We start from the raw sequence: 12,681 nt of genomic DNA on the forward strand, positions 1-12,681 counted from the left end.
TCTGCGATTTATGTCTTTAAATTACTGTTAATTCGTTATTTCAGGCTATCCGTTTAACATACCGAACTGATTTTGATCTATATACCTTCTTTATTGGCACTTTTCAGGTAAAAATGACGCTGCCGGGCCGATTTGTGCAAATGTGTGCAAATGTTTGTCTTCTAAGGATAAACCCATTTTTGTGTATTCCGGGAAATAACTTCTGAAATTTAATTTTTTCATTGTAAAATTGAAATATACAAAGAATGCTTTTTCCTTATATTTTTGTCGGGATTAAAAGTTTCCTATAAATTATTCAACCGTTTAAACCTGATTCTCTTTATGAAAAAATGCCTGATAGCAATCCTCTGTTTTTGTCTGACAGGAGTTTTCGCTCAAACTATTCCACTACCTGAACATCCCCGCCCTGATTTTGAAAGAACTGACTGGGTGAACCTGAACGGACAATGGGATTTTGAATTTGACAGTTTACAGGTCGGTCAATCCAAAGACTGGCAGAAAGGGAATGCTAAATTCTCAAAAAAAATCAATGTACCCTTTCCGTGGGGATCACAATTGTCAGGCGTAAAAAATGAAGCTGACTATGCCTGGTACAAAAAGACAATTTCAGTTCCGAAGTCATGGGACAAGAAAAGAACCTTTGTGACCATTGGTGCATCAGACTGGGAAACCACCGTATGGCTTGATGGCGTTTTACTGGGTAAACACCAGGGCGGGTACACACCGTTTTCGTTTGAACTGACCCAGTATCTTAAGTATGATACCCAACAGAACCTGGTGATCAGAGTTGATGATAAAAGAAGAGAATTTGCATTATATGGTAAGCAGGGTTATGGCAATGCCCGTGGCCTTTGGCAAACCGTCTATCTTGAAGCCAGGGGGAAAACGTATGCTGATGCCATTCATTTTTCACCGGACATAGATAAGAATAAGGTAAAGGCCCGGATTTACCTCGGAGAAGATATCGAGGCCAATACGGATGTGGAGGTAAGGATCAAAACACCGGGATCAACCATTACCGCAAAAGGCCTGGTTAAAAAAGGAAATAACAAGACCGAACTGGAGATTGACATCCCGGACCCGAAGTTATGGACACTTGAAGATCCTTATCTGTATGAGGCAGAAGTGACCATCAACGACGATGTGGTTAAATCATATTTTGGTATGAGGAAAATATCGGTAGTCAAACTGCCGAATACCAACTACCCTTATATTGCCCTGAATAACCAGCCGGTGTATGTTCAGCTTACCCTGGACCAGTCATATCACCCGGAAGGTTTCTATACTTTCCCAACAGATGAGTTTATGAAAAGGGAAATTCAGCTTTGTAAAGACCTTGGACTAAACGGCCTGAGGACCCACATCAAAGCCGATATCCCGAGAAAACTGTACTGGGCAGATAAGCTGGGTCTCCTGGTAATGGCCGATTTGCCTAACTCATGGGGAGAGCCTGATGAAAAAATGCAGAAAGAAGCCGAGTTTACGCTGAGGGAAATGATCAAGAGGGACTATAATCACCCGGCTATTTTCTCATGGATCGTGTTCAACGAAACCTGGGGTCTGACCACACAGGTAGCTCAGCCGGACGGCAAAATGAAAGCAGAATATCTGCCGAAAACGCACAACTGGGTGGCTTCTATGTACTATCTGGCTAAATCACTGGATCAGACCAGGTTGGTGGAAGATAACTCTATCTGTTGCGGCAGAGGCCATACGGAGACTGACATCAATTCATGGCATGAGTATTTACCTGGCTGGGAGTGGGAGAATTATTTAAAGAACATGGATAAGAACACCTTCGACGGCAGTACGTTCAATTTCGAGAAAAACTTCAAGCAAGGTAATCAGCCCAATATCAACTCCGAATGCGGTAATGTCTGGGGCTATGAAGGAAGCACGGGCGATGTGGATTGGAGCTGGGATTATCACAGGATGCTGAACACCTTCAGGAAATACCCGAAAGTGGCCGGATGGTTGTATACAGAGCATCATGACGTCATCAACGAATGGAACGGTTACTGGAGATTTGACAGAACCATGAAATTCACAGGTTTGAAAGAGATCATGCCGGGTATGACCGACCGTGATTTCCACTCTGATTTCTACCTTTCTACAGGCAATGACATCTCGAAAACCGTTAAGGGAGGAGCTGAACTTGAAGTGCCCCTGATCATTTCGGTGATGTCGGGCAAGCAGGTTCAGGACAACAAACTGGTGATTGAATATGAAATCGAATTTACAGACAAGACAGGTGAAAACCAGGCCATCACATCCGGTAAAATACCGTTTGACTATCAGCCATGGATGCAGAAAACCCTCGAATCTTTTAAATTTAACGTGCCTGATATCGCCGGAATTGGTATTGTCAAACTGAGACTGAAAGACCTCACCGGAAAAGAACTGCATCATAACTTTATGCACTTTATCGTAGATTCTCCTAAAAACAAAGAAAAAACAGTGATCCTGGAAGTGAAACCGAAAGATTTTACAGAAGCCAGGTGGTCTTTGAAAAACTGGGAGGTGTTGGACGGCAAGAAAGTGAACGGAGCCGGAAAAGGATTTTTTGAATATCAGATCCCGGTGACTTCCGTTGTGAAAACGGGAGGTATCAAACAAGCCTATATATTGGTAGAAGCGTCTGCCAAAGAATTGTTTGAAAAAGACAAAGACAAGGAATTCGTGGTGGGCCAGGATTATATGAGAGGGGCAAAAGTGTCACCTCACCTTAATCCGAACTCTTATCCGATGACAGATGAAACCTTGTTCCCTTCTGTGGTGACGGTGTCTGTCAATGGTAAAAAAGTGAAGACGGTAACCCTGGAAGACGACCCTGCGGATCACAGGGGTGTGTTGTCGTGGCATAATCAGCTGCAGGACAAGAAACTGAGAGAGGCCGGTTCATACGGTTACCTGATCAAAATTCCTGTATCGAAAGGTGAACTTAAAAAATCAGCCGGACAAGGTTATCTTAAATTGAGACTGGAGACAGAAGCTCAGGGGGGAATAGCAATTTACGGAGAAGATTTCGGAAGATATCCAGTGAATCCAAGCGTGGTGATTCAATACTAACAGACCTTGAAAGCAAAGAGGCACGGTTTCAGACCGTGCCTCTTTTTTTAATTCTTTATGATTTCAACAGACCTCGTTCTTTCCGGTTGAGGGCCCGTGTTATTGTTTATACCGTAAGAAGTAGGCTGTTTAACCTGTATCCCCGACTTTTCCATCGAAGATTCTGCCTGCCTGATCAAGGTCTGCACCGATTCGTCTTTTAAGCCCTCGGTCATGGCGAGGTGATACAAGCTGATGGCTTTTGCCAGCATTTCATTGGTTGCCTCATAGGTACGCTGTTTCCAGGCCATTTTATGCAGTTCCGAAGCTTGTTCCAGTGTGATTCTCGGTAACTGCCCGCGGTTCGGATCATAAGGATTGATCCTGATCAGTTCTGAAAGGTTTTGTTTAGCCAGATCGTATTTTTTAATGACCCTGAAATCCTCCGTTTTTTTCCAGAGATACATGGCCCTTGAGCTGTTCTTGATTTGATTCTCGATTTCGTAATTGCCTTGATAATCAGGGGTTTTGGCGATGTCTCTGTAAAGAAAAAAAGCATCCCAATACCTGCCCGATTTAAAATACTGGTTAGCATCTTCCACCAGGTATTCCTTTGACTGCCCGTAAAGGGTTGCCGGGATGGCCGCAAATAATGCAAGAATAAATACTTTTGTCTTTTTCATATTGATTACCCGGATAGAAATCTTAAGTTTTATCTTTGTGCCGATATAAAGTTTCGAATAAACATTTCTATCATTGAAAACGCAATTTCCGTCGAAAAATTATTCTTATCAAAATTATAGAACAATATTTTTGCCAGAATCTGCTGATAGAACAAAAACCGGCCTTAAATAATTCTAATATATTTATTTTGTGAAGGTTAAGGCTTTTCAAAATGTTTAATTTATCATCCTGTTGCCCGATTTTAAATTTGAAATAGCTGATTTTCTGAAATCCATTGGAGTCGAGGTTTCGTCAATGGAGGATCCCGGCTACCCTGATATTCCGGAGCGGGACTTTATTTTTGTCAGATCCCATCAACTGGTCATTGAGCTGTTCAGGCCGCATCTCATTCATCCTATTCAAGAGCATCAAAGGAGCCTTTTCGCTTTAAGAGCTAAAGGATTCAGAGTTGTCAGGATCTGGGAAGACCAGTGGTTGTACAAAAAGGCTGTGATCTGCTCACGGCTGACTTCTTTGTCCGGGCGAAATCAAAAACTGCCGGGCAGGGTATGCCAGGTCAGGAGGATTGACAAGGTTGAAGCTCAGGCATTTCTGGATAAAAACCATCTTCAGGGTTATGTCAGCAGTAAGGTCAAATACGGATTGTTTGTTCCTCAGAGATATTACCGTTTATTCGCGGGGCTGAGCCATGATTTTGATTTAAGCCGGGAAGAAACCCTCGTGGCAGTCATGACATTTTCAAACCCTAAAAAATTCTACCTTGACGATAGAATAGTGGATTCCTACGAAATGATCAGGTTTGGAACGGCGATGAACTTCTCAGTAGTAGGAGGGCTGAACAAGCTTTTGAATCATTTTATGAAAGAAAAAAAGAGTGGGAATGTCATGACCTATGCTGACGCCGACTGGTCTGACGGCTCAACCTACCAAAAGATGGGTTTTAAAATGACGGAGATTCTCCCGCCCATTTCTTTCAGGTTGAATGAAAACAATGAAAGAGAACGTTCTGAAAATGGTGATATTTATAACAGCGGAAGTCTTAAACTCATCCTTGAATTTTGAAAGAAAGCGAAAATAAACCGGATCTGATCGTCATCCTGGGGCCAACGGCCTCGGGGAAGACCCGGTTGGCTACGCAGCTTGCTTCTCTCATAAACGGAGAAATCATCAGTGCAGATAGCCGCCAGGTTTATAAAAACATGGATATCGGTACAGGCAAAGATCTTTCTGAATATCACCTGGACGGCAAAGATATTCCTTATCACCTGATCAACATCTGCGAAGCGGGAGAAAAATATAACCTGGCCAGGTTTCAGTCGGATTTTTTTGAAGTTTACCAGGACATCAGAAGTAAGAACACTGTGCCGATACTTTGCGGAGGTTCAGGCCTCTATATCCAGAGTGTTTTGTCGGCATTTGACCAGGTGCAGATCCCTGTTGACGAAACACTGAGGAAGAACCTGGAGGGGCTTGATACGGAGAAGTTGCTGCAAAAATTATCTGTAGACCAGCAGATACAGGTGGATACTTCAACCAGGAAAAGAATCATCAGGGGCATTGAAATGAACGAATATTTGAAGAACCACCCTGACTTTGAAGCGTCAGTTCAGCGTATGCCTGTTAATTACCGGATATACGGCCTTAATCCCTCTGTGGAAGTCAGGAGGAAAAGGATCAGTGAGAGGCTCAGGTTCAGACTGGAGCAGCAAAACATGACCGGTGAAGTGGAAAGCTTGCTCGCCAACGGGCTTTCGCCTGAAACGTTGATTTATTATGGCCTTGAATATAAGCTCATTACACAGTTTCTGACCGGCGAATTGGATTATGAAACCATGGTGTCCCGGCTGGAAACGGAGATCCACCGGTTTGCGAAAAGGCAGATGACTTTCTTCCGGAGTATGGAAAAAAAAGGATTTATTATCAAATGGTTTGACGAAAATTTGTCTGAAACCGAAATTCTGAATTATATTTCCGGATCATTTAGATGATCAACCATTGAATCTATCCTAACCGGTACCTTTAGCCGGGAAATCCTAATTATGATAAAATCAGGGATTTACATACTGACCTTGCTCTTATTTCATGCTTTTGCCTTTGCTCAGCAAAAAGTAATGGTGTTCAGCAACTCTGCAGGCGACCTGGCTGAAGCCAACCAGGCAGCCATTGAAGCCCTGACTGCCAACGCTGCCCGATACCAGGTTGAGCTTACTTTTACAACACAGCCTTCTGATTTTAATACAGAAAAACTCGGAGGGTTTCATGCCGTGATGTTTCTGAACTCCAGTGCCAATCTCCTCGATTTCAGGCAATCATCTGTCTTACTGAGGTTTTTTAAAGCCGGAGGAGGGTTTCTTGGGATTCATAAAGCGGCCGAATCTTCCTACAACTGGCTTTGGTATCAGAAACTGATCAATGCCGGGCTGAAATCTGTCCAGCCGGAAACCCCGGCTCAATACGATATCATCACCAATGCCTTTATCGGAAAAATCAACTTGCCGCCCCTCTGGAAGCTGAACGATCAGCCCTTGTTATTTGAAAACACCGGAATCGAAAGTAAACCTGTATTGATTGACCTTGGCGGCAGGGTTTGTTCCTGGTACGGATTCTCCGGGCTGGGCAACAAGACTTTTTATACTTCATTCGGCGGAACACCCCAGGCCTTTAAAACCCAGGCTTTTATAGATCATATTTTTTCGGGTTTGCAGGAAATTTCTTCCTCAAAACTCCCTGATTTTGCTTCTTCAGTCATGGACGAAATTCCGGAAGATAAACATTTCGGCATCTACCAGGTGCTGGAGCAACTCAGCGATCCGGTAGCCATAAAGATCAACCCGAAAAAGCAAATGTTTATTCTGTTTTCAGACGGCCGTTTGTCGGTTTACGACCTTGAGTACAAGTCGCTGACAGAGCTGGGCAGTTTTCCGGTGCTGAAAGGTCATATTGATTTTTCCTTTGATCCGGAATTTGAAACCAACGGTTACATCTATTTTTACGGCCAGCCTGTCGACGGCTCGGTTGCTATCAAAAGGATGAAAATGTCGGACAACAAGAGTTTTGAGATCATCGATTTCGGAACACAGGCTACCCCAGGGATGACCGGTAAGGCCGTTTACCACCCAGAACTTTATGAATCATCTGCCGTCAGGCTTCCTGTATATTATCAGAATAAGACCTTCAGATATGACGACTACAAGGGAATTCTGGCAGAGACACGGGGTGGAGGAGGAGAGCTTTTGAACGTGGAACCGTTTCTGACCTCAAAAAAAATCAATAAAATCAAAGACCTGGAAATAGGCCTGAACGGCGAGCTGTACCTGCTTGAAACAGATGGTGTCAGGAAAGTGGTTTATGCCCCGGATGGTGTTTTTCCACCTGTTGCCAGGGCATCCGCCGATGTGCAGAAAGGAAGTGTGCCGTTGAAGGTCAGTTTTAAAGCCGACCAGTCGCATGACCTTCAGAACCAGGCCTTAAGCTATAAATGGAGGTTCTCGGAAAAAGATTCTTCATCGGTACAGAACCCTGTTTTTATTTTCAGAAAACCGGGTGTCAGTAAAGTGACGCTTGAAGTGAAAAATGCGTCAGGTCAGACAGACGCTGTTTTGCTGAATATAGAGACTGAGCCCTTAAAAAAGAAGAAGTAACAGGGCCGGCATTAAACTTTTTTCAGATTCTGTAGGTTTTATAAACAGGCATATATTACATTTGAACTTGCGTTTTAGAGCAGGTTTCTGTTTTTAATATGTTAACATTTAAAAGCCTTAAAATAATAATTGATTAATAATCAGTTAAATAAAAAAATCAGGTAAGATAAGCAGGGTAAAAATGGACTTTTTTACGGTGCTTTTTTAGATATAAGTATTCTATTTATTTGATTTTTGCACTATTTTTATTATTTTAGCGGTTCAAAACACGGAATTTTCATTAATAATATATAAAGAACACAAAATAATATTTTTATATGGCCGAGTCAGCAAAATTACTAATTGAAGGCAAAGAATATGAATTTCCTGTGATCGAGGGCTCAGAAAAAGAGAAGGCAATTGACATCTCCAGTCTAAGAGCAAAAACAGGTTATATAACGATTGACGAAGGCTTCAAAAATACGGGTTCAACCACCAGTTCAATTACATTTCTTGACGGAGAAGAGGGCATCCTGAGATACAGGGGTTATTCTATCGAGGATCTTGCCGATAAGGCTGATTTTCTTGGAGTGGCTTACCTTCTGATTTACGGAGAGCTTCCTAACCAGGAGCAGTACGACAATTTCGTAGGCAAGATCACCAAGCATACGATGGTCAACGAAGATATGCGTAAGATCTTTGACGGCTTCCCGGTAAATGCCCACCCGATGGGGATCATGTCTTCACTGGTGAGTGCCATGAGTGGTTTTTATCCTGATTCTTTTGATGAGAAATCGCCGGACACTACCGACCTTCATATCATCAGGTTACTGGCTAAATTCCCTACCATCGCTACATGGTGCTATAAGAAGTCGCAGGGGCACCCGATCAATTATCCTAAAAACAACCTGGATTATTGTTCCAACTTCCTTCAGATGATGTTTGCCCTGCCTGTAGAGGACTATAAAATTGATCCGGTAGTTTCTGCTGCCATCAATAAACTGCTGATCCTGCATGCAGACCACGAGCAAAACTGTTCAACTTCTACCGTAAGACTGGTAGGTTCATCAAAAGCTAACATCTACTCATCTATTTCAGCCGGTATTTCAGCTCTTTGGGGCCCGCTTCACGGAGGTGCCAACCAGGAGGTAATCGAGATGCTTGAAGAAATCAAGGCAGATGGCGGCAATGTTCAGAAATATATCGACAAAGCGAAAGATAAGTCTTCAGGCTTCAGATTATTCGGTTTCGGACACAGGGTTTACAAAAACTTTGATCCTCGTGCGAAAATCATCAAAAAAGCAGCTGATGACGTATTGGCTAAACTGGGAGTGAATGATCCTGTGCTGGACATCGCCAGAGGCCTCGAAGAAGCAGCATTGAAAGACGATTATTTCGTATCTCGTAAATTATATCCTAACGTAGATTTCTACTCTGGTATCATCTACAGAGCTTTGGGTATCCCGACCAACATGTTTACGGTAATGTTCGCCATCGGACGTCTGCCGGGCTGGATTGCTCAGTGGCTTGAAATGAGAGATCAGAATCAGCCGATCGGCCGTCCAAGGCAGATATACACTGGTCCTGAAGTCAGAGATTTCGTTCCGTTGGAAAAAAGATAATAAAAAAAAGGCTCCCCGAAAGGAGCCTTTTTTTATACCCTGTTTTTTCTGTAAAAGCTGATAAATTCGCTTCTTCTCCTTCTGCTTAACTCTACAATCAGGTTATTCCTCAAACCAATCTCCTGGCTCTCATTGGGACAAAAACGTTCGATATAGTTAAGGTTGATCAGGTAGGACTTATGCGTCCTGAAGAAAGAAAAATTTACAAATCTCTTCTCAAGTTCTTTAAGTGTTTTGGATAGAACGATACTTTCTCCGTCGATGAGAAATACTTCGGTATAATTTGCTTCTGCTTTCAGCAAAATGACTCTGTCAGGTGAAACACTCTTTCTCCCAACCAAATGTACTTTTGTATTCATAGTTAAAAGGTATTATAAAAAATGTGAATCGATTTATGTTATAGACCCCCGTAGGCACAAAAGAGTTGTAAACGAAAATATATTTTTCCGATTATTTTTCTGAAGACCGAAATGAGGGGTGAAAAAAGGCCGGTCATGTGGTTGACGCCTGCCATAGGGAAGAAATTTTTAAGTTGGAAGATGTTTAAAAACCAGGCCGTATCAACGTGATAACGGCCCGGAAGTGTTTTATTTAACGAGGTTCACCCTTAAACCGGCACTGATCTGCGGATTAAGGAAGAAAGGTTTTGGAGCAATCTCTAAATAACCACCCGCGTCCAGAAAAATAGCAAGGTCGTTTTGAGGGAGTGCAAATTCTATACCTGCAGCAGCAGCCGGCCCTACAGAAATAACTTTGAAAGAATCCCTGCTGCCGATTTCCAGGGGCCGGTTCCGGGAGTTGATTTGCCCTCCGAATCCATAATAGCCGTGGAATTTCTCGCTGTTGAACAACTCAGTGTGCCAGGAGTAAATGCCCTGGAACATCAGACCGGCTCCGTTATAAATAATGTCTTTGTTATAAGATCTGACCCTGCCGTACATAAACCCGTATGTACCGATGTTGACATCAAAGGCCCTCTCCCCGAAACTGAAATATTTCCGGATGTTAAGTCCCAGCGGTTCACCAACCCTCAGTCCCAAAGCCCAGTTTTTTTCATATTGTGCGAAAGAGGAGGCCACAGTGATTAAAACAATGGCAGAGGTCAAGGTAATTTTTTTCATAATTTTCAAATTTCGGCAACCGCCTGATCTATAATGTAATTCAAATCATTGATGTCATCAGCATTGAGACGGAAAAGCCCTTTGATCGTTACCCGGTCATCGGTATTAAAACGTTTGCTTACTTTCTTAAATTTGACAGACACCACAGATTCCGGTCCGGCCTGGCCGCAGAAGAAGCATGAGGCAAAAGGATTCGCTGACAATACATAATAATTGGCGTCGATGTCAACCGGGATCATATAGCCGGTCAAAACCACTTCTTTGCCTTTTAGAGCCGAAACTTTAGCTCCGAACTGGGGTTCAAGGATGAACATCCCTTCATCTGCATTCCATTTTTTCTTGAAGGTAACATCCCTCAGGTTTTCCCAGGTGATCTTTACCGGGTCAACGACCATCGTGAACGCCAAAGCAGGAATTAAGAAAAGAACCAATCCGAAACGTACAATTTTGTTTTTCATATTTATAAATTTAATCCGGCAGTCCGGTCTGATGATGTCTTTTTAATCTTCCGCCAGGGTTTTCGAAATGTTAATTCTGTACACACCCAGCGACGGAATACCAGCTGCAAAAATACCTACAATTAACGCACCGATCAAAAGAAATATTTCCTCGCTTTGCAGAGAAAGCTGATTTAATGAATAATGATAGTTTTTATTCAGCTGGCCCGACAGGATAAGAACGCCGATACGGCTCACAATAATTCCCAGAAGGAATCCTGTAAGGCTTAAAAATATCCCTTCAAGCAACAGCATCATGAATAATTTGAATCTTTGGGCACCCATTGACAGCATGAGGGCCATTTCATATTTTCTTTCCTTAAGTGAATTGTAGAGTGTCACAAATACGCTGATGCCCGAAATGACCATGATAACCACAGCCAGGATTTTCAGGGTGTCAAAGCCTACGCCCATGAGTTCAAACAGGCGGTTGATCTCAATAGCCGGTAAGGCCGCCTGCATCACCGTATTCTGGTTGATGTTTCTGGGTAAAGTCATCAGCCCCAGCGGTGATCTGAATTTGATCAGGGCACAGGTGATTTCTTTTTTGGCCAGGGTGTCTTCCTCTCCATGCTCATGGATGGCCCACACACTGCCCAGGTTGGTGATCACCAGGTTATCTATCACAGAGTTGTTCTGCTGAAGAACACCGACTACTTTGTATTTCTTGTGGTCATGCACATCCCCGTCACTTTCCAGTCCGTGTGAGCCGCTGAAGGTATCTCCAAGTTTTAACCCGGTGTTCGCGGCTGTATTGGAGCCGATAACCGCCTCAAAGTCGCCTGAGAATGTTTTGCCTTCTGCAAACACCGCATTGAAATTTTTAAGGTATTTGCTGTTGGTGCCGACAATCCTGTAACCTTTGTGATTGTCACCCATGGAGAGCGGGATCATCTCCTTAACCAGCGGGTTTGACGTCAGTTTCTGCACGTCTTCCAGCGGCACATTCCCGGTAGGGGAGTCTATCTGGTAAATTCCGGAAAGAATCAGCTGCAGCGGGCTTCCTTTTGCCCCGACTACCATGTCGATTCCTGTAATATTTTTCGTGAATTTCTCTTCGATTTGTTTGCCCAGCACCATGATCAGGGAAATGATGGCGATCCCGAACATCATCAGCAGAATGCACAGAAAACTGTTGAGTTTCTTGGCGGCTATATTTTTCCAAACTATTTTTAAAAGCATCGTTATAGGGTGATCTGATTAGTAAATTTTGATTTCAGCCTTTGGTCATGGGTCACAATCAGTAAAGCTGCCCCGATGTTACGGGCCTGACTTTCCAGCAGGGTAATCACTTTCCCGCAGTTTTCATCATCCAGGTTGGAGGTCGGCTCATCCGCAAGAATAAGTTTAGGGGCATTCATGACCGAACGGGCTATACTGACCCTCTGCTGCTCACCGCCACTCAGAAACTGGATCGGTTTAGAAAGCAGCTCTTCAAAACCCAGGGCTTGGGATAAGTCCCGGGCACGGGCTGTGTTTTGTTCTTTGCCTGCCAGGTAATTGGCCAGCACCAGGTTGTCTGCCACATTCAATGAGTTGACAAAATGCGATTTCTGGTAAATAATACCAATATTATTGGCCCTGAAGGCGATCATTTCTTTGGCTGAAAGCGATACGGTACTTTGTCCGTCAAGGTTGATTTCGCCTGAAGTGGGCTTGAGCAGAAGACCGATGAGGTTCAGAAGTGTCGTTTTTCCGGTACCTGAGTTGCCCAGAATCAGGCAGGTTTCTCCTTTTTTGCAATGGATGTCCGGAAATTCGAAACTTTTATCCCGGGAATATCCGAAAACTAATTTATGGGTATTGAGCATTCAGAATGAAGTTTTTACAAAAATACGAGGTATTGCCAGATTTTGAAGGGTTTCGAATTTAAAGTTTGTAATATATGTGCTTTGTGCTGGACCGGCAGGTTAAAACAGCTCAGAAGCCGGCTTAAACTGTGGATTAATATTTATTTTCTTTTGCTTTTTTTGGTTGATTCTTTCCCCGATCTTTAAGGCTGATAAACAGTAGGTTAAAGAGCTCCTGGTCATCCAGCCCCTTTATAAAGTTTTACAGAAGATAATTTTGACCGGAACCAATTTCCTAC

Annotated in this window: 11 protein-coding genes; 5 read left to right on the top strand and 6 right to left on the bottom strand. The window is 43.2% G+C overall.

Features of this window, described 5'->3' with window-relative positions:
* The first annotated feature begins 321 nt into the window (after positions 1–321).
* Entirely contained in the window at positions 322–3,069 is a 2,748-nt protein-coding gene (locus GVN16_RS07915; RefSeq protein WP_166563325.1) for a glycoside hydrolase family 2 protein, read from the top strand.
* Between the two features lie 47 nt (positions 3,070–3,116).
* Here GVN16_RS07915 and GVN16_RS07920 read toward each other — a convergent pair whose 3' ends face one another.
* Positions 3,117–3,731 carry a hypothetical protein gene (locus tag GVN16_RS07920; RefSeq protein ID WP_166563326.1) on the bottom strand — a complete coding sequence of 205 codons (615 nt, stop codon included), beginning with the start codon at positions 3,729–3,731 and terminating at the stop codon, positions 3,117–3,119.
* Between the two features lie 232 nt (positions 3,732–3,963).
* Between GVN16_RS07920 and GVN16_RS07925 the strand changes: the two genes are divergently transcribed.
* From GVN16_RS07925 to GVN16_RS07940, 4 genes are all read left to right on the top strand, one after another.
* Positions 3,964–4,794, top strand: a complete 831-nt coding sequence (locus tag GVN16_RS07925) for a hypothetical protein (RefSeq protein WP_166563327.1) — start codon at positions 3,964–3,966, stop codon at positions 4,792–4,794.
* Entirely contained in the window at positions 4,791–5,720 is a 930-nt protein-coding gene (miaA, locus tag GVN16_RS07930) for a tRNA (adenosine(37)-N6)-dimethylallyltransferase MiaA (protein WP_166563328.1), read from the top strand. Before GVN16_RS07925 ends, miaA begins: the two co-directional genes overlap by 4 nt.
* Positions 5,721–5,771: 51 nt before the next feature.
* A complete protein-coding gene (locus GVN16_RS07935; protein WP_166563329.1) occupies positions 5,772–7,373 on the top strand; it encodes a ThuA domain-containing protein in 1,602 nt (533 codons plus the stop codon).
* Positions 7,374–7,690: 317 nt separating this feature from the next.
* Positions 7,691–8,974: a citrate synthase gene (locus tag GVN16_RS07940; RefSeq protein ID WP_166563330.1), complete on the top strand. Its 1,284-nt coding sequence runs from the start codon at positions 7,691–7,693 to the stop codon at positions 8,972–8,974.
* A 32-nt stretch (positions 8,975–9,006) separates the two neighbouring features.
* Here the strand turns inward: GVN16_RS07940 and GVN16_RS07945 are convergent, their stop codons facing one another.
* The 5 genes from GVN16_RS07945 to GVN16_RS07965 all read right to left on the bottom strand — a co-directional run bounded on the left by GVN16_RS07945 (position 9,007) and on the right by GVN16_RS07965 (position 12,403).
* Positions 9,007–9,333: a LytTR family DNA-binding domain-containing protein gene (locus GVN16_RS07945; RefSeq protein ID WP_166563331.1), complete on the bottom strand. Its 327-nt coding sequence runs from the start codon at positions 9,331–9,333 to the stop codon at positions 9,007–9,009.
* A 228-nt stretch (positions 9,334–9,561) separates the two neighbouring features.
* Positions 9,562–10,095 carry a hypothetical protein gene (locus tag GVN16_RS07950; RefSeq protein WP_166563332.1) on the bottom strand — a complete coding sequence of 178 codons (534 nt, stop codon included), beginning with the start codon at positions 10,093–10,095 and terminating at the stop codon, positions 9,562–9,564.
* 5 nt (positions 10,096–10,100) lie between these two features.
* Entirely contained in the window at positions 10,101–10,553 is a 453-nt protein-coding gene (locus tag GVN16_RS07955) for a DUF3299 domain-containing protein (protein WP_166563333.1), read from the bottom strand.
* A gap of 42 nt (positions 10,554–10,595) precedes the next feature.
* A complete protein-coding gene (locus tag GVN16_RS07960) occupies positions 10,596–11,774 on the bottom strand; it encodes an ABC transporter permease (RefSeq protein WP_166563334.1) in 1,179 nt (392 codons plus the stop codon).
* A gap of 2 nt (positions 11,775–11,776) precedes the next feature.
* Complete coding sequence (locus GVN16_RS07965; protein ID WP_166563335.1) at positions 11,777–12,403, bottom strand: ABC transporter ATP-binding protein; 627 nt, start codon at positions 12,401–12,403, stop codon at positions 11,777–11,779.
* Positions 12,404–12,681: the final 278 nt, after the last annotated feature.

This window comes from Emticicia sp. CRIBPO (assembly GCF_009905725.1).
Taxonomy (GTDB): domain Bacteria; phylum Bacteroidota; class Bacteroidia; order Cytophagales; family Spirosomataceae; genus Leadbetterella.